Genomic DNA, 21,683 nt, shown 5'->3' on the forward strand with positions numbered 1-21,683 from the left:
GCCATCTTTATTTCTCCGTTAAGGAAAACGTATGCTCGAAAATCTGTTCCAATTTTTTGAAAATTTACTTAACCCCTTTCAGGAAAAAGATACTGCTTTTCTTCATCATAAACAGGGTTTGTGGTACTTCGTAAAAAAAATAAAAACCATTGTAGTGTTAATTGCTCTGGCCGGATTCATCAAGGCTGCTGTCGATGTCGGCGTGATCTATACCGCAGGTCTGGTGATCGACTCCCTCAACGGTACATTGTCATCGACTTTACTTCATCTTGTTACACAGAACCAACTGCTGTTAATTACCGCTTTTCTGTTCCTTATTGTCCGACCACTTACGTCATTAAGCCTTGGCCTGCTTTGTGACCAGTGTCTTCGCGCCCGCTTCAGCCCTATGGTCCGGTGGATGTTTTACAATAAGGTTATAAACAATGACGTAGCATATTTTAACCGAAATCATGCAGGAAAAATCGCGTCGGCAGTCTGGCAAGCGGGGCAGGCAGTAACAGAATTTTTGCTCAGCGCACTCCAGATGATATGGTCGAACATCGCTTACGTCATTCTGGCGCTTGGGTTTATGAGTGTTATTAACCTTTGGTTTGCGGTAGTCATTATTGTCTGGCTGGCACTGTATATTTGGCTATCAGTAAAATACGCTCCGGAAATTAAACGGTGCTCCCGTAAATCCGCTGATGCATCTAACGTTATTAATGGTCATCTCGTCGACATTTTCTCCAATATCATCAACGTAAAATCCTTGTCGCCACAGGGTGACGACCGCGAATTTGTGAAGGAGAAAATGCGGGATTTTATAGGTAAAAACGAACGTTTTCTCCGGGCGATAACCTGTGCCGAAACACTCCTGCTGATAACGAGTTCTACTGCAATGGTGGCTACAGGCTATATCTGTATTTATTCGTGGCACGCAGGTTTGCTTTCAGTGGGTGAAATCTCGGTTGTCTTTGGTCTGGTATTTCGTCTTGAGGGCCAACTTGCTTCCCTTATGGCTCAGCTTACCGGTGCGATGCGGGCAATGGGACTGTTTACGGCGGCCACAGAAACTGTACATCACCAGAATCAGGTTACTGAGGCGAGTTTCAGAATATCCTCATGTAACACAGAGGGAGATATTCAACTGTGCGATCTTCACTTTCAGTATGAAGCCGGAAAACCAATTATACGAGGCCTGAATATACACATTAAGTCAGGTGAAAAAGTGGCAATAGTGGGAGAGTCAGGTTCTGGTAAATCCACGCTGATTAGTCTGCTTTTGAGGTTTTACGATCCCTCTGATGGCAAAGTGGTGCTCGATGGTACTGATATCCGCCAGCTTTCCCTGGAGGCACTGCGTCAGCAATTCAGTGTTGTTACCCAAGACAACATGCTGTTTAACCGGACTATTTATGAAAATATCACGTTCGGCTGCAGCAATTTTAGCGAGGAGGATGTACTGGCAGCCGCTCAGAAAGCCAGAGCGCTGGATTTTATTCTTCAGGCTACTGACGGTACCAATACCGGGTTTGATACATTGATTGGTGATCGCGGTGTCAGACTTTCCGGCGGACAGCGCCAGCGCCTGAGTATCTGCCGTGCCATTCTTCGTAATGCCCCGGTGCTGATTCTGGATGAAGCCACCTCCGCTCTCGACTCCCTGACAGAAGCAGATATCCGTGATGCGCTGAACGATGCGATGGAGGGGAAAACCGTGATTGCCATCGCCCACCGTTTGTCGTCGGTAATTGGAATGAATCGGATTGTCGTCCTGCAGAATGGCCTCATCCAGGAAGAGGGCTCCCACGAAGAGCTGTTACAGAAAGAAGGGTGCTATTTTTCCCTGTGGAAACAGCAGGCGTGTTTATGAGACCTCATTCTTTCGTACTCCCGGCGGAACTGCTAGCATCCTCTGCTTTTCAGTCACAATGGCACCTCCATGGCAGAACGGCGGATGGACAACGCTGTCGTTCCGTGAATGCAGAACGTGCATGGTGTCGTTTGAATGGCTTTGGCAGCAATGAGGTTGTTATCGCATTTGCAGATGATGGATGTCTGATGGATGCCATTGCCTGCGGTTCTGATAATAAATTTGTTGCGGCAGCCTTTCTGGAGCGGGGGAGATTGTTATACGGCGACACTCAAAGGATTAAAACACAGATGTTTATTCCCGGTTACCGCCACGGAACAGCGCTTGCCGGTCTGATGGCAGGTTCACTAAACGCCAGCCTGCCAGTGGGCGTCGCACCGGGATGTCGTCTGTTACCGGTACGCTGGGAATACGATAAACGCTTTCGTATTACGCCACAGGGTTTCCATACCATTCTCACCGCACTGGCTGATAAAACCGATATATTCATCAACACTTGGGCCAGCCTGCCACATATGAGTTTACCGGATGAGACCGTCCGGTTGATGGGCGAATTGTCACGCAGTGGAGGCCGCAGGGGTAAGGGGATCCTCTTTATCTGGGCGGCGGGAAATTCAGGGTGTCCGATTCATTTTTGTGCAGACTCGCCTGTTCCTTTTACCGGGTATGTCAAAGATAACGTATTTTGCGAAGGGCGATATTCAACATCATTTACGCATTCCATATGTAATCTTGAAAATGTGCTGATCGTCGCGGCGATTAATTTGTATGGTCGCCGTGCTCACTACTCCAGCTACGGGCCGGGTATTGCCCTCTGTGCGCCCTCAAATAACCGTCACTGTTTTGATGCGTTTCCCTTTGATGAGCCGGGTTTAACCACACGTTCCGCAGATATCAAAGGATACACCCATAACTTTAAAGGTACGTCTGGTGCTGCCGGGCTTGTGGCCGGTGTTGCAGCACTAACGCTGAGTGCTAACCCACAATTAGATGCCTGTGAACTGGCTGATATACTTTGTGGTACTGCCGCAAAAGACCTTAATTGCAGACCTTATGATGAACATCGCTTCACTGCACCGGGCTCTGTCAGCGGCGAGGTAACCGATTTACCTTTGCAGCCTTTCAGGGACGGCAGATTTAACGGTAATGGATGGAGTCCCTGGTTTGGTTATGGACTGGTTGATGCAGAAAAAGCGGTAATGATGGCGTTAGATAGGGTCAAGAAATAGCAACCTAAGAATGATTAACGCCATGTATGTATCTCAACGCCCACCAAGAAGAGAGCGCCAGAAAATCCATGCCCGGTAAGCGTAGCGCCACCGGGCATTGTCGAGGTTACAGTGTATGCTCAGTACGCGCGATAATATCGTCCTGCGCGTCCGGTGACAGGGAGGTGAAGAACGCCGAGTAACCCGCCACACGCACCACCAGGTCACGATACTGGTCCGGGTGTTTCTTCGCTTCCAGCAGCGTTTCGCGGGAGACGATGTTGTACTGGATATGCCAGCCTTTGTGCACCTCGAAGAAGGTCCGCAGCAGCACCATCAGCTTCTGGCGGTCGCTGTCGTTATCCAGCGTCGCCGGGTTGAGCTTCTGGTTCAACAGCACGCCGCCCAGAATCGCTTCAGTCGGCAGCTTCCCGACCGAGCCAATTACCGCCGTCGGCCCCAGGTGGTCAGTACCGGAGGATGGGCTTGCGCCTTCTGCCAGTGGAGTATGCGCTTTACGCCCGTCCGGGGTCGCCATGGTGGCCGCACCAAACGGAACGTTGGCCGAAATAGACGAGGTCCCGGCGTAGTAATTACCGCCAATCGGGCCGCGGCCGTAGCGCGGGTTATGGTACTGCTTCAGCTCCTCGATGTAGGTCTGATAGGCACGCGCCAGCAGCAGATCCACGCTGTCATCGTCGTTACCGTACTTCGGTGCGCCGTTGATCAGACGCTGACGCAGCTGCTCATGGGTCAGCCCCTCGAAGTCATCCGCCAGCGCCGCCGCCAACTGCTGCTGACCGATAGCTCCCTGGTCGAAGACCAGCTTCTTCACCGCCGCCAGGCTGTTGCCGAGGTTGGCGATCCCCACCTGCAGACCGGAGACCCAGTCGTACTTCGCGCCGCCCTGCTTGATGCTCTTCGCGCGCTCAATGCAGTCATCCACCAGCGCCGAGCAGAGAATGTCGTGGACGTTCTCTTCCAGCATGGTGTCCACCACGTACTCAATCTCGATGGATTTGCGGGTGTAGTATTTAATCTGGCGATCCCAGGCGGCCATCACTTCATCGAAGTTGTTAAAGTTGCCTTCAGAGAGCGCTTTGACCTGGGGCAGGAACACCTTGCCGCTGGTGGCGTCGCGACCGCCTTCCATTGCTGCCAGCATCACGCGGGCGAAGTTGATAAAGCTCATCCCGGTGCAGCGGTAGCCCCACTTGCCGCCGACCGCGGTTTCGATACAGCCGATGGCGGCGTAGTCGTAGGCATCCGCTTTTTCGATGCCGAGCTTGATGAATTCTGGGATCACGATCTCATCGTTGTTAAAGGCCGGCATCCCGAAGCCGCAGCGGATCACCTGCACGCAGGCGTCGAGGAAGTCGTTGCTCATGCCCGCGTGGTAGCGCACGCTCAGGTTCGGCTGAGTGGAGCGCAGGCGACCGCAGGATTCCAGAATCGCGTAGGAGAGCGGGTTCACCGCATCCATCGGCTCACCGTTGACCAGCTTCTGGCCGCCGATGGTGACGTTCTGGTACAGCGGACTCCCGGCAGAGGCTTTAGAGTGCGAGCCGGAGCGGATCTTGTTCACTTCCAGCAGCTTCAGCCAGCAGCTGTGCAGCAGCTCGATGGCATGCTCGCGATCCAGAGACTGGTTCAGCTCCACGTCGCGACGGTAGTACGGGTAGAGATACTGGTCCATACGGGCAAAGGAGACCGAGTGGCCGTTGGACTCAATCTGCAGGATCAGCTGGATGAAGTAGCACAGCTGCAGCGCCTGCCAGAAGGTTTTCGGCGGCTCGTGCGCGATCACGTCACAGTTTTCCGCCATCGCCAGCAGCTCATCGCGGCGGCTTTCGCGGGTTTCACTGGCGGCCATCTCACGCGCCAGGTCGGCAAAGCGTTCGATATGCAGGCTCACCGCTTCCAGCACGATATCAATCGCTTTCAGGAACTGGTCGCCGTGCAGATCTTCCAGGCAGGTGAGGTTAATCCGGGAGCGACGCTCGTCCACTTTGTGGCGCATGCCGTCGAGGCCTTTCTCCAGCACCAGCGGGAAGTTCACCGCCAGGTGCGCATCGCCGGAGGTCATATTGCCTTCGGCTTTGATGATGCCGGTTTCCAGCAGCCCTTTTTGTTCGTCGGTGAACATGCCGTAGCAGCGATCCTGCACCGTCTGGCCGCGCCACCACGGGCAGAGTTCATGCAGAACGCGCTTGTTCTCTTCGCTCACCGCAAAGCCGGCACCCGGACGGTCGGCGAGATCGTCGATCTCTTTCTCAATCCACGAGACGGTATATTCCGGGAAGATCGGCGCGGCGCGCACTTCGCTTGCCTGGTTGCCGATAATCAGCTCGTCATGTTTGATCCAGATAGTGCGCTGCGCCAGGTGATGCGCCAGGGCCAGCGCGCGACGGACCGGGATCGGCTTATCCATATGCTGCTGGTACATTTCGGTGTAGTGCTGCGCGCGCTCGGTACAGACCGGCGGCTTCACAATGTGGACCAGGGCCGTTTTGTGCGCCTTAATGCGATCGCTCAGGGTAGTAAGATTCAGCTGTGTCATAACATTATCCTCGTAAGGTCGCGGTTAACCCTTTCCGGGCGGCATACTGCCGGGCAAAGTCCAGTAAAGCAGGGTTATCGAGCGGTTTATCTGGGGCAGAGTAGGGTTGGCCGAGCAGGGTGTATTTGTTCATGCCCAGCGTGTGGTACGGCAGAAAATGGATGTCGTGGACGTTCAGTTCGTCGGCGGCAAAATTGGTAATGGCGGTAATGGAGGCCTCATCGGCGTTAAAGCCCTGGATCAGCGGCACGCGAATGGTGAGCGATTTCCCGGCGGCGGCCAGGCGCTTAAGGTTATCCAGCACCCGTTTGGCGGAGCCGTCGGTCCACTGCTTAAATACCGCCCCGTCGACGTGTTTCAGGTCGGCGAGAAACAGATCGATGTACGGGAGTGACGGTTCGATATAGTGCCAGGGCACATGCAGGCAGGTTTCCACCGCGGTATGAATGCCCTGTTCATGGCTGGCCTGGAACAGCTGGCGCGCCAGATCAGGGTTCATAAAGGGTTCGCCGCCGGAGAGGGTGATCCCGCCGCCGCTGCGATCGTAAAACGGCTTATCTCGCAGGACGGTGGCCATGATCTCCTCCACCTGCTGCTCTTCGCCGCAGACGGTGAGGGCCTGGGTCGGGCAGCAGTTTGTGAGGGCATCCAGGTGGGTATCGTCGAGTTTTTCGCGGTGGATCACCAGGCCATTCAGCGTCCGGTCAATGACCGCGGGCGCCACCTGCTGGCAGAGGTTGCACCCCTCCAGGCACAGGCGGGCGTCGAACAGCAGGTCCCGCGACCGCTCCCGGCTCTCCGGGTTCTGACACCAGCGGCAGCCCAGCGAGCAGCCCTTCATAAAGACCACGGTACGAATACCGGGGCCGTCGTGTGTCGAGTAACGCTGAATGTTGAAGATCATAATATCGCCTCTTGTTGCGTATGAAGATTAAATTACTTTCGAATGAAAGTTATCTTGACGCAAATCAACTCCGAAGCAGGTTTTGCCGTGTAGGGTTAGGGCATAGTCATTTTTGAGGACCCGATCATGGAACTGTATCTCGACACATCCGACGTTATTGCTGTTAAAAAACTGGCCCGCGTGTTTCCGCTGGCTGGCGTCACCACTAACCCAAGCATTGTTGCCGCAGGCAAAACGCCGCTCGAGGTGTTACTGCCTCAGCTGCAGGACGCGATGGGCGGTCAGGGCCGTCTGTTTGCCCAGGTGATGGCCACCACCGCAGACGGGATGGTGGAAGACGCGCTCAAACTGCGCGGTATCGTTGCCGATCTGGTGGTGAAGGTGCCGGTCACGGCGGAAGGGCTGGCGGCAATCAAAATGCTGAAAGCGCAGGGGGTACCGAACCTGGGGACGGCGGTATATAGCGCAGCGCAGGGGATGATGGCGGCGCTGGCGGGGGCGGAGTATGTCGCCCCATACGTTAACCGCGTGGATGCGCAGGGCGGGGACGGGATCCAGACGGTGGCCGAACTCCAGCAGCTGCTGACCCTTCACGTGCCGCAGTCAAAAGTGCTGGCGGCGAGTTTCAAAACCCCGCGTCAGGCGCTGGATTGCCTGCTGGCAGGCTGTGAATCCATCACCCTGCCGCTGGATGTGGCCCAGCAGCTGATTACCTCTCCGGCGGTGGATGCGGCGATTGCGAAGTTCGAGCAGGACTGGCAGAACGCCTTTGGACGGACGTCGATCTAGTGGTATTGCCGGGCGGCGCTGCGCTTGCCCGGCCTACGTTCGAGCCGTTGTAGGTCGGGTAAGGCGAAGCCGCCACCCGACTTTTTTACTGGCTACAAACCTCGCACCCCGGATTACGCATCAATTTCATCTCGCGGAACTGGCAGGTCATCGCGTCGTACATCACGATTTTTCCCGCCGCGGGCGTGCCGTAACGGGTCAGCACCTTAATGGCTTCCATCGCCTGCATCGAACCAATCACCCCCACCAACGGGGCCATCACGCCAGCCTCGACGCAGGTCAGGGCGTTTTCGCCAAACAGACGGCTCAGGCAGCGGTAGCAGGGCTCGCCCTCGGCATAGGTAAAGACACTCACCTGGCCTTCCATGCGGATCGCCGCCCCGGAAATCAGCGGCGTTTTATGGGCGAAACACCCGGCGTTGAGCTGATTGCGAATGGCGACGTTGTCGGTGCAGTCGAGGACCAGATCGTGATGGGCAATCTGCGCCAGCAGCGAGGCGTCATCCAGCAGGGCATTCAGTAACGTAAACTGCACGTTGGGGTTGATGCGCGTCAGCGCCGCATGGGCCGACACCACTTTCGGCTCGCCGATGGTCGCATCGCTGTGCAGGGTCTGGCGTTGCAGGTTGGAGAGCGACACGGTGTCGAAATCGAGCAGCGTCATGCGCCCCACACCGGCGGCGGCAAGATACTGCGCCGCGGCGCAGCCCAGCCCGCCGAGGCCGACAACCAGCACGTTCGCGGCTTTCAGCGCTTCCTGCCCGTCGAAATCAAAGCCGCGCAGCACAATCTGGCGATTGTAGCGCAGCATCTCCTGGTCGCTCAGTTCCATGCTCAGCCTCCAAACAGCGCGTTAAACGGCTCAACCTCAACCCATTCACCCGCTTCCACGTTGCCGCGCTCGCGCTCAAGCACGATAAAGCAGTTGCCCTGGCTGAAGGAGCTGAAAATATGCGAGCCCTGATGGCCGGTGGTGCTCACCTCCAGCTCGCCGTCGGCGTTACGCGCCAGAATGCCGCGCTGGAAGTCGAGACGACCCGGTGATTTTTTCAGACGGGTGGCGGCACGCACGCGCTGGCGGGCAGGGAGGCTGTGGGCCCGGTTGCCGGAGAGCTTCGCCAGCAGGGGCTGCACCAGCTGATAGAACGTCAGCGCCGCAGAGACCGGGTTCCCCGGCAGGCCGCAGAACCAGCTGTCCGGCAGCTTGCCGAAGGCAAAGGGTTTGCCCGGCTTAATGGCCAGCTTCCAGAAGCCGATCTCGCCCAGCTCATCGAGAATGGTTTTGGTGTAATCCGCTTCGCCCACCGACACGCCGCCGGAGCTGAGCACCACGTCGGCCACGCGATCCGCTTCGATAAACGCCTCGCGCAGCTTGTGCGGATCGTCCGGGATAATCCCGAGGTTGATCACCTCGCAGCCCAGCTGCTCCAGCATCAGATGCACTGCCAGCCGGTTGGTGTCGTAGATCTGCCCCTCGGCCAGCGGCTGGCCCGGGAGCTGAAGCTCGTCGCCGGTGGAGAACAGCGCCACCCGCACCCGGCGCACCACGGCAATGTCCGCAATACCCAGCGAGGCCAGCACCGGCAGTTCCGCCGCGGTCAGTCGGGTGCCCGCCGGGAAGACGGTTGCGCCCTGGGTAATGTCTTCCCCGCTGCGACGGATGTTCTGCCCCGGCTTCACGCTGGCGGTAAAGCGCACGCCATCGTCGGTCTGCTCGGTCTCTTCCTGCATCACCACCGCGTCGCAGCCCGTTGGCACCGGGGCGCCGGTCATGATGCGGATGCAGCTTCCGGCTGGCCATTCACCCTGGAAGGGTTGACCGGCAAAGGCTTTGCCCGCCACCGGCAGCGCGGCACCCGCCGCCAGATCCGCCAGCCGCACGGCGTAGCCGTCCATCGCCGAGTTATCAAAACCCGGTACGTTGATGGGCGAAACGATGCCGGCGGCGGTCACGCGGCCAAAACAGCGCAGCAACGGCAGCGTCTCCTGATCTGACAGCGGTGAAAGTCGATCGAGCATCTGCGTGAGTGCCGTCTCAAGCGGCATCAGTCCGGCGGTAAAATCCATGGGTCACTCCAGGAAGAGAATAACGAAGGCGGCCATTATGGCAGAAAAGTGCCCTTAACTGTATGACACCATGGGCTTACCCTTTACATCACAGTTGCGTCTTTCTATATTCAAAAATCATCTGAAGTTCCGGCAACGATAATGATATTTATAGAAAAAGCGGCAATTCAGCGCGCAAAGGTGAAGTAGATGGGGAATGCAGTCATCGCGATCCACGGCGGCGCAGGGGCAATCACCCGCGCGCAGCTCAGTCAGGAACAGGAAAGGCGCTACATTGAGGCGCTCTCGTCGATAGTCGAAACCGGCCAGCGAATGCTGGAGGCGGGGGAGAGCGCGCTGGATGTAGTCACCGAAGCGGTACGCCTGCTGGAGGAGTGCCCGCTGTTTAACGCCGGGATTGGCGCGGTGTTTACCCGCGATGAAACCCACGAGCTGGATGCCTGCGTGATGGACGGCATTACCCTGAAAGCGGGCGCCGTGGCCGGGGTCAGCCATCTGCGCAACCCGGTGCTGGCCGCCCGTCTGGTGATGGAGCAGAGCCCGCACGTCCTGCTGGTGGGCGAGGGGGCAGAGAAGTTTGCCTTCGAACACGGCATGGAGGCGGTGTCGCCCGATATTTTCTCCACCCCGGAACGTTATCAGCAGCTGCTGGCGGCGCGCAGCGCAGGGGAGACCCGGCTCGATCACGCCGCCCCGCTGGATGAATCGACGAAAACGGGCACCGTTGGCGCGGTGGCGCTGGACAAGGCCGGTAACCTGGCCGCCGCCACCTCTACCGGCGGGATGACCAACAAACTGCCCGGTCGGGTGGGCGACAGCCCGTTGCCCGGTGCGGGCTGCTATGCCAATAACGCCAGCGTGGCGGTCTCCTGTACCGGCACCGGCGAAGTATTTATTCGCACCCTCGCGGCCTATGACATCGCCGCGCTGATGGACTACGGCGGCTTAAGCCTCGCCGAAGCCTGCGAGCGGGTGGTGATGGAAAAACTCCCGGCGCTGGAAGGCAGCGGCGGGCTGATTGCCGTCGATCGTGAGGGTAACGTGGCCTTACCCTTTAACAGCGAAGGCATGTACCGTGCCTGGGGCTATGCCGGCGATACGCCGAGCACCGGCATCTACCGTGAATAAGGGGGAAGGGATGCCGCATAGCGATGAACTCGACCGCCATCAGGTGCTGGCGGTGCATAACCTCAACGTCGCTTTTCCCGACGAGCGGGAGCCGATCCCGGCGGTCAAAAAGCTCTCTTTTTCGCTACAACGCGGCGAAACGCTGGCGATTGTCGGGGAATCCGGGTCCGGTAAGTCGGTCACCGCCCTCTCGTTAATGCGATTGATTGAACAGTCCGGCGGGCTGGTGGCGTGCGACAGCCTGCTGCTGCGCCGCCGCAACGGTCAGGTGAGCGATCTCACCGACCTCAACCCGTCGCAGATGCGCAGCGTGCGCGGGGCCGATATCGCCATGATTTTTCAGGAGCCGATGACCTCCCTAAACCCGGTCTTCCCGGTGGGGGAGCAGATCGCCGAGTCGATCCGTCTCCATCAGGGGCTGAGCGGCGACAAGGCGCTGGCCGAAGCCAGACGCATGCTGGAGCAGGTGCGGATCCCGGAGGCGGACGCCATTCTGGGACGTTATCCGCATCAGCTCTCCGGCGGGATGCGCCAGCGGGTGATGATCGCCATGGCGCTCTCCTGCCGTCCGGCGGTGCTGATTGCCGATGAACCGACCACCGCGCTGGACGTCACCATTCAGGCGCAGATCCTGCAGCTAATCAAGGTATTGCAGGAGGAGATGGAGATGGGGGTGATCTTTATCACCCACGACATGGGCGTGGTGGCGGATATCGCCGACCGGGTGCTGGTGATGTACCAGGGCGAGGCGGTTGAAACCGGCACCGTAGAACAGATTTTCCATGCCCCTGAACACCCTTATACCCGGGCGCTGCTGGCCGCGGTGCCGCGGCTCGGGGCGATGAACGGCAGCGACCTGCCGCGCCGTTTTCCGCTGATCTCGCTGGCTAATCCTGGCCATCAGGAGGCCGAAACCGAGCAGGATACCGTGGTGCCCGGCGAGCCCATTCTACAGGTGCGCGACCTGGTGACCCGTTTTCCGCTGCGCGGCGGCCTGTTGAACCGGGTTAAGCGCGAAGTGCACGCGGTGGAAAACGTCAGCTTTGATCTCTGGCCCGGCGAAACGCTGTCGCTGGTGGGCGAGTCCGGCAGCGGCAAGTCCACCACCGGACGGGCGCTGCTGCGGCTGGTGGAGACCCAGGAGGGCACCATCACCTTTAATGGTGAGCGCATCGACACTCTGCCTGCCGGGAAGCTGCAACCCCTGCGGCGGGATATTCAGTTTATTTTCCAGGACCCCTATGCCTCCCTCGATCCCCGCCAGACGGTGGGCTATTCGATTATGGAGCCGCTGCGGGTGCATAACCTGCTGGACGGTGATGCCGCCCAGCGGCGGGTGGCGTGGCTGCTGGAGCGCGTCGGCCTCAAGCCGGAGCACGCCTGGCGCTATCCCCATGAATTTTCCGGCGGTCAGCGGCAGCGGATCTGCATTGCCCGCGCGCTGGCCCTCAACCCGAAGGTGGTGATCGCCGACGAGTCGGTCTCGGCGCTGGATGTCTCCATCCGGGCGCAGATCATCAATCTGCTGCTCGACCTGCAGCGGGAGATGGGCATCGCGTTTCTGTTTATTTCCCACGATATGGCGGTGGTGGAGCGCATCAGCCACCGGGTGGCGGTGATGTATCTCGGGCAGATCGTTGAGATTGGCCCGCGGCGGGCAGTGTTTGAAAATCCGCAGCACCCTTACACCCGCAAGTTAATGGCGGCGGTGCCGGTGGCCGATCCGGCCCATCGTCAGGTCCGCCGGGTGCTGGTGCAGGATGAGCTGCCGGGCAACATTCGCAAGCGGGGAGAATCCACCGAGCGGGTGGTATTGCGCGAAATTGCCCCCGGTCACTTCGTCGCGCCGCCGCGTCAGGATAATGCTTTTAAACACCTATAACGAACAACAGCACAGCACAACAGGAGAACACAACAATGACAAAATTTGTTGCTCGCAAATGGCTGTTAGCCGCGAGCGTAACGGCAGCCCTGGCCGCCACGCCAGCCTTCGCAGCAAAAGATGTGGTGGTGGCAGTGGCCTCCAACTTCACGACCCTCGATCCGTATGACGCCAACGACACCCTGTCCCAGGCGGTGGCGAAGTCGTTTTATCAGGGGCTGTTTGGCCTTGATAAAGAGATGAACCTGAAAAACGTGCTGGCAGACAGCTATACCGTCTCGGATGACGGACTGGTCTACACCATCAAGCTGCGCAGCGGCGTCAAGTTCCAGGACGGCACCGACTTTAACGCCGACGCGGTGAAGGCCAACCTCGACCGCGCCAGCAACCCGGAAAACAGCCTCAAGCGTTATAACCTGTATAAAAATATCGCCAGCACCGAGGCGGTCGATCCCACCACGGTAAAAATCACCCTCAAAGCGCCGTTCTCGGCCTTTATCAACATTCTGGCCCACCCGGCCACGGCGATGATCTCCCCGGCAGCGCTGAAAAAATACGGCAAAGAGATCGGCTTCCATCCGGTTGGTACCGGCCTGTATGAGCTGGTGACCTGGAATCAGACCGATTTTGTGAAGGTGAAGAAGTTCGCCGGGTACTGGCAGCAGGGGCTGCCGAAGCTGGATACCATCACCTGGCGTCCGGTAGTGGATAACAACACCCGCGCGGCGATGCTTCAGACCGGCGAAGCGCAGTTTGCCTTCCCGATCCCGTATGAGCAGGCAGCGCTGCTGAGCAAAAACAGCAAGCTGGAGCTGGTGGCCAGCCCGTCAATCATGCAGCGCTACATCAGCATGAACGTGACGCAAAAGCCGTTCGATAACCCGAAAGTGCGCGAGGCGATTAACTACGCCATCAACCGCGAGGCGCTGGTGAAGGTGGCCTTTGCCGGTTACGCCACTCCGGCCACGGGCGTGGTTCCGCCGTCCATTGCTTTCTCCCAGCAGTATCATCCGTGGGAATACAATCCGACCAAGGCGCGCGCGCTGCTGAAAGAGGCCGGCTTCCCGAACGGTTTCAGCACCACGCTGTGGTCATCGCACAATCACAGTACCGCTCAGAAGGTGCTGCAGTTCACCCAGCAGCAGCTGGCGCAGGTGGGCATTAAGGTGCAGGTAACGGCGATGGATGCCGGGCAGCGTGCCGCTGAAGTGGAAGGTAAGGGCCAAAAAGAGAGCGGGGTGAGGATGTTCTACACCGGCTGGTCGGCCTCGACCGGCGAAGCCGACTGGGCGCTGTCGCCGCTGTTTGCCTCTAATAACCAGCCGCCAACCCTGTTCAACACCGCGTTCTACAGCAATCCGCAGGTGGATAAAGATCTGGCCGATGCCCTGAAAACCACCCAGCCGGAAGAGAAAGCGAAACTGTACAAGGACGCGCAGGACACCATCTGGAAGGAGTCCCCGTGGGTGCCGCTGGTGGTTGAGAAGCTGGTCTCGGCGCACAACAAGGCGCTGACCGGGTTTTACATCATGCCGGACACCGGCTTTAGCTTTGACGACGCGGATCTGAAATAGAGCACTCATTCCCGCAGGCACGCGCCTGCGGGATGAGAGGAATGTGCATGCTGAATTATGTGATTAAACGCCTGCTGGGCCTGATCCCAACGCTGCTGATCGTGGCGGTGCTGGTCTTTTTATTCGTCCATATGCTGCCGGGGGATCCGGCGCGGCTGATTGCCGGCCCGGAAGCGGATGCCACGGTTATCGAACTGGTGCGCAAGCAGCTGGGGCTGGATCAGCCGCTCTACCGGCAGTTCTGGCACTACATCACCAACGTCGTGCAGGGCGATTTTGGTACCTCGATGGTGTCGCGCCGACCGGTCTCCGAGGAGATTGCCAGCCGCTTTATGCCCACCTTCTGGCTGACCCTGGCCAGCATGGCCTGGGCGGTGCTGTTTGGCCTGATGGCCGGGATTGTAGCGGCCGTCTGGCGTAACCGCTGGCCGGACCGGCTGGGGATGGCGCTGGCGGTAACCGGGATCTCCTTCCCGGCCTTTGCGCTGGGGATGCTGCTGATGCAGGTCTTCTCCGTCGAGCTGGGCTGGCTGCCTACCGTGGGGGCAGACAGCTGGCGGCACTACATCCTGCCGTCGTTGACCCTTGGCGCGGCGGTGGCGGCGGTGATGGCGCGCTTCACCCGCGCCTCGTTCGTTGACGTGCTGAACGAAGACTACATGCGCACCGCCCGGGCGAAGGGGGTCAGCGAGAAGTGGGTGATCCTCAAGCACGGCCTGCGCAATGCGATGATCCCGGTGGTGACCATGATGGGGCTGCAGTTTGGCTTCCTGCTCGGCGGCTCGATCGTAGTGGAAAAGGTCTTCAACTGGCCGGGGCTAGGGCGCTTGCTGGTCGATTCCGTCGACATGCGCGACTACCCGGTGATCCAGGCGGAAGTGCTGCTCTTTTCGCTGGAGTTTATTCTTATCAACTTAGTGGTGGATGTGCTCTATGCCGCCATTAATCCGGCTATCAGGTACAAGTAAGATGCGACTGTTAAACTGGCGCCGGCAGGCCATGTTAAAGGCGATGCCGGGGCTCAAACCGGATCAGATCCGCACCCCGTGGCATGAATTCTGGCGGCGCTTTCGCAAGCAGCCGGTGGCGATGACCGCCGGACTGTTTGTCCTGCTGCTGATCCTGGTGGCGGTGCTGGCACCCTGGATCGTCCCCTTCGATGCGGAGAACTACTTCGATTACGACCGTCTGAACGAAGGGCCGTCGATGATGCACTGGTTCGGCGTGGACTCGCTCGGGCGGGATATCTTCAGCCGGGTACTGATGGGGGCGCAGATCTCCCTCGCGGCGGGGGTTTTTGCGGTGCTGATTGGCGCGGCCATCGGCACGGTGCTGGGTCTGCTGGCAGGTTATTACGAGGGCTGGTGGGACCGCATTATCATGCGCATCTGCGACGTGCTCTTTGCCTTCCCCGGTATTCTGCTGGCCATTGCGGTGGTGGCGGTGATGGGTAACGGCATGGCGAACGTGATTATCGCCGTGGCGATCTTCTCGATTCCGGCCTTTGCCCGCCTGGTGCGCGGCAATACCCTGGTCCTGAAACAGCAGACCTTTATCGAGTCGGCGCGCAGCATTGGTGCCAGCGATACCACCATCCTGTTTAACCATATTCTGCCGGGCACCGTCTCCTCAATCGTGGTCTATTTCACCATGCGTATCGGGGTGTCGATTATCTCGGCGGCGAGCCTGTCGTTTCTCGGGTTAGGCGCTCAGCCACCGACCCCGGAGTGGGGGGCGATGCTCAACGAGGCGCGAGCGGATATGGTGATTGCCCCGCACGTGGCGCTGTTCCCGAGCATGGCAATTTTCCTCACCGTGCTGGCGTTTAATTTGCTGGGGGATGGGTTGCGTGACGCGCTGGATCCGCGGATTAAGGGATGATCTACCAATTATGGTAGAAGTTATTGCGAAAGGTATTGTTATTCAATGATTTAGAAAATACCGTGTAAAAGGTTTGCTGGAGTTAACTATTTGTAAAAATTATAATGATTAACGATTCAATAACGTTAAATATTGTAAGGATTACAATGAAAAAGCTCCTTTTATGCGGCATGGTTTTACTTTCTACCTCTTGCGCGGATTTCCAGAAAAACATGAGTGACGGGATGAAAGCGGTGAATACGGCCCTGACGCCGAAAACTTCCAACGGCACGCAAACCACGGCGGCAGCAAAACAGTCTGGCACTATCACCAATGAACAGTGCAAAACCAGCGTGGGTAAATCCCGCGACTATTTCGAACAGATTGTTGGCTTCAAGCTGAACGAGACCAACTCCTCGGGCTACACCTCGTTCTCCGAGACCTACAACCTGCGCATTTCCGATCGTAAAGACCGTTTTGGCGGCAACTTCGCTATCTGCATTATCTCTATCGATCCGCAGACCAATAAGGTCACTACCTTCTCGATGCCGACCTGATTCAGGCATGTTGCCGGGTGGCGCTGCGCTTACCCGGCCTACAAAGGGTGCAAAACCCGTAGGCCCGTGCAAGCGCAGCGCCGCCGGGCATTTTCCACGTTACTTATCGACGCCAAAGCCCTGCTTAAGCAGCGCCGGGAGCACGTCCGGGAAGTAAATGTGCTGGTAATACCCGCTCACGCTTTCACTCCATGTATCCCCGTCAGTACGGTCAATGGCCTGCCAGTGTTCGGTCATTTGCTGATTGTAGCGGGTGATTTTCGCCTCCAGCCCGTCGGTGACGTAGGCTTCGTCATGGCGGAAGGTCTCCAGCGGCAGACGCGGTTTGTGATGCGAAGGGACATTGACGTGACCGATCACCACGCCCGCCACCGGGAAGGTGTGTTCCGGCAGGTCGAGCAGCGCAATCAACTCCTGTGGACGCAGACGGATCCCGCCAATCGGCACGATCCCCAGCCCTTCCGAGCGGGCCGCCGCCATCACTGAGCCCAGGGCAATGCCCACGTCGGTCGCGCCGGCCACCAGGCTCTCAATGCTCTGATGCGCTACCTGCTCCTTGCCCGCCAGCTTCATGCCAACCTCGGTTTTGTACATATCCAGCACAAAGGTGATAAACACCGGGGCTTTGGCAATCCACGGCTGGCCGCCAGCAATCTGCGCGATCTGCGCCCGCTTTTCCGCATCGCGGGTGACGATGACCGACACCTGCTGGGAATGGACGGAGGTAGGGGCGCGGTACGCGGTGCTGATAATGCGCTCAAGCGTGGCGTCATCAATGGATTGATCGGTAAAGCTGCGCTCGCTTTTATGATCGTTAAACAGGTCAATAATCGTGTTCATAGCATCTCCGGTGTGAATCGCAAAATCCTGGCAGCCCGGCACCGTTTTGTCTTTAACACTCTATGCTAAAAGCGCAGGAGGGATTGCCCGACCAGCGGCCGGGCAGGGGGTTAGCGCAGCGCCTTGACTAACGCTTTGGCGACATCTTCGGAGCTGGCCGGGTTCTGCCCGGTGATCAGCTGGCCGTCTTCAACAATGTACGAGCCCCAGTTTGGGCCTTTCTGATACTTCCCGCCCAGGGCGATCAACTCATCTTCCACCAGGAACGGGACGATGTCGGTCAGCTCGACATCGGCCTCTTCACCGTTGGTAAAGCCGGTCACCTGACGGCCCTTGACCAGCGGCTCGCCAGAGGCGGCCTTCACGTGACGCAGCACGCCCGGTGCATGGCAGACGAAGCCAGTCGGTTTACCCGCGCGGGTAAAGGCTTCAATCAGGGCGATAGAGGTTTGTGACTCGGCCAGATCCCACAGCGGGCCGTGGCCGCCAGGGTAGAAGACGGTGTCGAAATCGTCCTGACGGACGCTGTCGAGCTTGAGGGTGTTGGCGAGTTCGCGCTGGGCCGCCGGATCGGCTTTGAAGCGCTGGGTCAGTTCGGTCTGAAAATCGGCGGAATCACTTTTAGGATCCAGCGGCGGTTGACCGCCCGCCGGGGAGGCCAGCACCACCTCGGCTCCCGCATCTTTGAAGATGTAATACGGGGCGGCAAACTCTTCCAGCCAGAAACCCGTTTTCTTACCGGTGTTTCCCAGGTCACTGTGAGAGGTGAGAACCATTAAGACTTTCATTGTTATCTCCGGTGATGTCGTGAGATATAAAAGTAGACTGTTTCCCGAGGGCGCGAGTACAAAACAAGGAATAACAACGATGGTTAAAGTGCGTGAGACGAACGCGGACGATTACGACGCATGGCTAACCCTGTGGAAGGGCTATCTGGGTTTTTACGGCACTGAGCTGGATGAGGTGGTGACGCAGGCGACCTGGCGGCGGGTGTTATCTCCGGATGCAAACCTATTCTGCCGACTGGCAGAAACCGAACAAGGGGTGGTGGGTTTCGCCATCTGCGTACTGCATGAAGGCACCTGGGTGACCCGGCCGCTGTGCTATCTGGAAGACCTGTTTGTGGCTGACGCGGCGCGCGGCAAAGGGGCGGGCAGGGCATTAATTGAGGCCATCATTGACGAGGCGCGGCAAAAGGCGTGGTCGAAGGTCTACTGGATGACCCGGACAGGCAATCCGGCCCGGGCGCTGTATGACCAGCTGGCGGTAGTGGATGATTACGTTCGCTACCGGATTACGATTTAATAATACCTGGCACGAACGATTCTCTCTTTCTTAACAGTGCCGGTGCGGCCTGATTGCCCGGCGGCGCTATGCTTGCCGGGCCTACAAGGTCAAAGGCAGGTTTTGGGGCGCAGTTCACAGTCGCCACCCGGCACTGCGTTTGCCCGGCCTACGTATTTCCTCAGTTGTTCAACGCATCAATCGCCACGCGCCCATCCGGCGTTTGCAGCCAGCGTGGCGCGTTCAGCGTGTCGGCGTAGAAGTTCACCAGCTCATACAGCAGTCCTTCCATCACCTTTGCCATATCCCGCGGCAGTGCGTTGCTGATCAGCAGCTGCGTGAGCGTCTGACAATACAGCCCGAGCAGCTCACTTTCCGGTTCGAAGGTGGGCAGACGGGACGGCAGGTCGGTCAGGGTGAAACGCTCCACCAGGTGCGGCGGAATGGGCTCGTTGAGCGTGGGCTGCAATAGCGCGAGACAGGCAGAAAGCCGGGCGCAGAGTGCCAGTTTCTCCGCCGGGTCGTCGGTTTCCAGCAAGGTATGGGCAAAACGTTCGCAATGGTTCGCCAGCTCGGTGAAGTCGGTATTGTGGGAGAAAGGTACGGTAAATAATGCCTGAGCACGGGTAGTGATAGTAGCCATAGTGGCAGCCTCCGATAAAGTTAGTGGATCCTGTAATTTTTATCGGGAGGCCAATCCCGGCGCCTGATTTTGCAGGCGCATCAGGAAGATACTGCGTAGAGATCGCAGCGACAAGCCGGGAAAATCATTCCCGGAAGGCGCCTCGCAAAAAATCGTGATGCTGCCGATTCAGGTATCTCCCGTCACCCGACGGGCGGTGATGAAATGCGATTGCCAGTAGTCATCACTCAGGTCAGAAACCGTGACCCCCTGGCTGGTGGAAGCATGAATAAACTGGTGATCGCCGATATACACGCCGACATGGCGACGGTGCGCGCCAGTCTGGAAAAACACCAGATCCCCGGCTTTCAGGCTCAGTTCTTCCACCTTCACCCCTCTGTGGATCTGCTCCCCGGTGGTACGCGGTAACGACAGGTGCGCCGCATCCCGAAACAGGTGCTGCATCAGGGCGGAACAGTCCACGCCATTGTGCGTGGCGCCGCCCCACCGATAGTGGGTTCCTTTCCATTGTTGATATTGCACCAGGATGCGGGTGAGCAGCGGCCCGGTCTGCTGATGCGCGGATGCAGGCGAAAAGCCGCTGTCGCGATTGACGGTTAACATGGATGCGGGCAATTCAAAACTGAACGCAGAAAACGAGGTAAAGCTAAACGTAAGCAGGGAAATTAAAAGCAAAAAGGGCATAGTCATTTACAGGCAACAGGTGAGTTCTTCCTTACCATGACGGAGACGGTGATCCAGTGAGTCGCCTCTCGATGGGGGAATACTATCGTTAGTCTGTTTTTTGACCAATTCATAATGAGTCTAAAAGTGGACTGCTGAACAACGCAGGGCGGCACTGCGTTTGCCCGGCCTACGGAGCCCGCGGGTCTTCAATATTTCTCCGGCAGCTTAACGATATTGATAAGTACCCCGCGCTGCATTTCAATGTATCCCCCCGCCTTTAACCCCGCCAGAATACGCATCACGCCGCTGCGGGACAGATGCGTTTTCTCACGGATATAACGCTCGGCAGTAATGTTATTCCTGACCATCGGGGCTTCATTGATCAGCTCATTAAGCTGGGCACGGACGATGTCATAGGCAGAGGGGGCAGAAAGCTGTTCGCTGGACTCAAATAACTTCCCGGCGATCACCATCATATGTTTTGCCAGCGGCTCCCAGAGTTGGTTCGCGCTGATAATGTCGTAAACCGTAGCCATTTTAAGGATTGCAATATCGCAGGGGACCAGCGTTTTGATATAGCCATCCATCAGCATCTGCTGCAAATTACCGATGCCAACCAGCGATGGGGCCGTTACGGTTGCCATCGCCAGATCGTCACTGCGACGGTGAACCGTTACGCGTCCCTTAAGGATTAAATAACAGAAGCGTTCCTCGCCGATCTGCATACTCAAACGACGCCGGGGAAGAATATGTTTTACCCCGGCATCGCGCTTCAGGTAATCCACCAGCTGTTGAGCTTAATCTGAGGTGCGTAAAATCGATGAATGCGATGTTCCTGTCGTCATAACTCTGCCCGTCAAAAGCGCATGGTATTTTGATGGCAAGTATAGTGCGATTTTCGATCCTGCTCACCTGAGATACAGGCTATGAATTCAATACCTTAACGGCAGATGGTTGATGGCGACCAGAATACCGCGGTTCAGCTCAATATATCCGGCTTCACGGAGCTCCGCGAGGATGCGCATAATGCCGCTGCGGGAGAGGTAAGTCCGGCTTTTGATATAGTTGGCCGCGGTAATGCTGGTGCGGATCCGCTCAGATTCGTTCATCAGCTCCTGCAGCTGAAAGCGAATGATCTCATAGGAGGACATTTGCGAAATCAGAGTGCAGTGTTCATAGACGCGCGACGCGGTATAGACCAGCAGCTTGCACAGGCTCTCCCACATGGCAAAGCTCTCTATCAGCAGGTTAAAACGTTCCAGCGGCAAGCGGCTCATCTGCGCATTTTCATTGACTCGCAGATAGAGATTTTCGGACTGCGAAAATTGATTGCTCACCCCCAGAATAAAGCGGGCCTGCTCGGAATTTAACACCATCCCGTCACCCCGGCGATTTAGCGTAACGCTTCCTTCATGTAGTAAATAACAGGTGCGTTTATTGCCAGAATAATAACGTAAAATTTCACCCTTACTGGCGTGAAAGCTTTTGGCAAAAGGCGCAATTTGTTCGATTATTTTGTCGATGTCAGCGACGGGTTTTACCGCCTGCGCAGATGATATCCCCGGGTTATCTCCGGTTGTGATTTTGGTATTCATTATCTTAACTCCAGACGATCTTTTATTGGGAAAGATGCGCGGAGGATTATCGATCTGATAATTTCATAAATACATATTGTATTAGTTCCATTATGGACTGGTTTATTAACAACTGTGTAATAACTATTGGTAGGGCTATTTTATAACATTTCGCCTTGTTAAATGGATGTTAATTTTAAAGTCTACGGTTGGCCTAAAAAGGAATTGTGCCCGGCACACAATTTCTATAAATTTCGTTTCAGCAAATCAGGGCGTGAAAACAACGTGACCC

General features: G+C 57.5%; 20 protein-coding genes. 10 read left to right on the top strand and 10 right to left on the bottom strand.

From position 1 onward, the window contains the following. Positions 1–31: 31 nt before the first annotated feature. On the top strand, positions 32–1,855 hold the full coding sequence (locus SOM40_RS06895; protein ID WP_312078677.1) for an ABC transporter ATP-binding protein: 1,824 nt from the start codon (positions 32–34) through the stop codon (positions 1,853–1,855). A 188-nt stretch (positions 1,856–2,043) separates the two neighbouring features. Further along, positions 2,044–3,084 carry a S8 family serine peptidase gene (locus tag SOM40_RS06900; RefSeq protein ID WP_312188887.1) on the top strand — a complete coding sequence of 347 codons (1,041 nt, stop codon included), beginning with the start codon at positions 2,044–2,046 and terminating at the stop codon, positions 3,082–3,084. Positions 3,085–3,190: 106 nt separating this feature from the next. Here the strand turns inward: SOM40_RS06900 and SOM40_RS06905 are convergent, their stop codons facing one another. After that, complete coding sequence (locus SOM40_RS06905; protein WP_312188884.1) at positions 3,191–5,623, bottom strand: formate C-acetyltransferase/glycerol dehydratase family glycyl radical enzyme; 2,433 nt, start codon at positions 5,621–5,623, stop codon at positions 3,191–3,193. Positions 5,624–5,627: 4 nt separating this feature from the next. Further along, on the bottom strand, positions 5,628–6,527 hold the full coding sequence (locus SOM40_RS06910) for a glycyl-radical enzyme activating protein (protein WP_166181933.1): 900 nt from the start codon (positions 6,525–6,527) through the stop codon (positions 5,628–5,630). A gap of 126 nt (positions 6,528–6,653) precedes the next feature. On the opposite strand from SOM40_RS06910, the gene fsa reads away from it, so the two are divergent. Then, complete coding sequence (gene fsa / locus SOM40_RS06915; RefSeq protein WP_320530710.1) at positions 6,654–7,316, top strand: fructose-6-phosphate aldolase; 663 nt, start codon at positions 6,654–6,656, stop codon at positions 7,314–7,316. 85 nt (positions 7,317–7,401) lie between these two features. Here fsa and moeB read toward each other — a convergent pair whose 3' ends face one another. After that, positions 7,402–8,148, bottom strand: coding sequence for a molybdopterin-synthase adenylyltransferase MoeB (gene moeB, locus SOM40_RS06920; RefSeq protein WP_320530709.1), 747 nt, complete (start codon positions 8,146–8,148; stop codon positions 7,402–7,404). Positions 8,149–8,150: 2 nt separating this feature from the next. Beyond that, positions 8,151–9,383: a molybdopterin molybdotransferase MoeA gene (gene moeA / locus SOM40_RS06925; protein WP_320530708.1), complete on the bottom strand. Its 1,233-nt coding sequence runs from the start codon at positions 9,381–9,383 to the stop codon at positions 8,151–8,153. 189 nt (positions 9,384–9,572) lie between these two features. Between moeA and iaaA the strand changes: the two genes are divergently transcribed. From iaaA to SOM40_RS06955, 6 genes are all read left to right on the top strand, one after another. Then, positions 9,573–10,511: a beta-aspartyl-peptidase gene (gene iaaA, locus SOM40_RS06930; RefSeq protein WP_166181936.1), complete on the top strand. Its 939-nt coding sequence runs from the start codon at positions 9,573–9,575 to the stop codon at positions 10,509–10,511. A gap of 10 nt (positions 10,512–10,521) precedes the next feature. Beyond that, complete coding sequence (gene gsiA, locus SOM40_RS06935) at positions 10,522–12,393, top strand: glutathione ABC transporter ATP-binding protein GsiA (protein ID WP_166181937.1); 1,872 nt, start codon at positions 10,522–10,524, stop codon at positions 12,391–12,393. A 35-nt stretch (positions 12,394–12,428) separates the two neighbouring features. After that, entirely contained in the window at positions 12,429–13,967 is a 1,539-nt protein-coding gene (gene gsiB / locus SOM40_RS06940) for a glutathione ABC transporter substrate-binding protein GsiB (RefSeq protein WP_320530707.1), read from the top strand. A 47-nt stretch (positions 13,968–14,014) separates the two neighbouring features. Continuing rightward, entirely contained in the window at positions 14,015–14,935 is a 921-nt protein-coding gene (gsiC, locus tag SOM40_RS06945; protein ID WP_106992479.1) for a glutathione ABC transporter permease GsiC, read from the top strand. Position 14,936: 1 nt separating this feature from the next. Beyond that, the gene (gsiD, locus tag SOM40_RS06950; RefSeq protein WP_106992480.1) at positions 14,937–15,848 is read left to right on the top strand and encodes a glutathione ABC transporter permease GsiD; all 912 of its coding nucleotides are present in this window, start codon (positions 14,937–14,939) and stop codon (positions 15,846–15,848) included. A 146-nt stretch (positions 15,849–15,994) separates the two neighbouring features. Continuing rightward, on the top strand, positions 15,995–16,384 hold the full coding sequence (locus SOM40_RS06955) for a hypothetical protein (RefSeq protein WP_261642427.1): 390 nt from the start codon (positions 15,995–15,997) through the stop codon (positions 16,382–16,384). A gap of 99 nt (positions 16,385–16,483) precedes the next feature. Here SOM40_RS06955 and SOM40_RS06960 read toward each other — a convergent pair whose 3' ends face one another. Next, on the bottom strand, positions 16,484–17,224 hold the full coding sequence (locus SOM40_RS06960; protein WP_320530706.1) for a nitroreductase family protein: 741 nt from the start codon (positions 17,222–17,224) through the stop codon (positions 16,484–16,486). 110 nt (positions 17,225–17,334) lie between these two features. Continuing rightward, a complete protein-coding gene (locus tag SOM40_RS06965) occupies positions 17,335–18,012 on the bottom strand; it encodes a type 1 glutamine amidotransferase domain-containing protein (protein ID WP_320530705.1) in 678 nt (225 codons plus the stop codon). 79 nt (positions 18,013–18,091) lie between these two features. Here SOM40_RS06965 and SOM40_RS06970 point away from each other — a divergent pair, with 79 nt between their 5' ends. After that, positions 18,092–18,529 (top strand): GNAT family N-acetyltransferase, encoded by a 438-nt coding sequence (locus tag SOM40_RS06970; RefSeq protein ID WP_320530704.1) that lies wholly within the window; start codon positions 18,092–18,094, stop codon positions 18,527–18,529. Positions 18,530–18,689: 160 nt separating this feature from the next. Here SOM40_RS06970 and SOM40_RS06975 read toward each other — a convergent pair whose 3' ends face one another. The 4 genes from SOM40_RS06975 to SOM40_RS06990 all read right to left on the bottom strand — a co-directional run bounded on the left by SOM40_RS06975 (position 18,690) and on the right by SOM40_RS06990 (position 21,412). Beyond that, positions 18,690–19,151, bottom strand: a complete 462-nt coding sequence (locus SOM40_RS06975; protein WP_320530703.1) for a hypothetical protein — start codon at positions 19,149–19,151, stop codon at positions 18,690–18,692. Between the two features lie 168 nt (positions 19,152–19,319). Further along, positions 19,320–19,835 carry an NlpC/P60 family protein gene (locus SOM40_RS06980; RefSeq protein ID WP_414672291.1) on the bottom strand — a complete coding sequence of 172 codons (516 nt, stop codon included), beginning with the start codon at positions 19,833–19,835 and terminating at the stop codon, positions 19,320–19,322. A 188-nt stretch (positions 19,836–20,023) separates the two neighbouring features. Beyond that, the gene (locus SOM40_RS06985; protein ID WP_501050558.1) at positions 20,024–20,542 is read right to left on the bottom strand and encodes a helix-turn-helix domain-containing protein; all 519 of its coding nucleotides are present in this window, start codon (positions 20,540–20,542) and stop codon (positions 20,024–20,026) included. A 207-nt stretch (positions 20,543–20,749) separates the two neighbouring features. Beyond that, positions 20,750–21,412 (bottom strand): winged helix-turn-helix transcriptional regulator, encoded by a 663-nt coding sequence (locus SOM40_RS06990; protein WP_320530700.1) that lies wholly within the window; start codon positions 21,410–21,412, stop codon positions 20,750–20,752. Positions 21,413–21,683: the final 271 nt, after the last annotated feature.

This window comes from Leclercia sp. CFBP8987 (genome assembly GCF_034044995.2).
Classification (GTDB): domain Bacteria; phylum Pseudomonadota; class Gammaproteobacteria; order Enterobacterales; family Enterobacteriaceae; genus Enterobacter; species Enterobacter tamurae.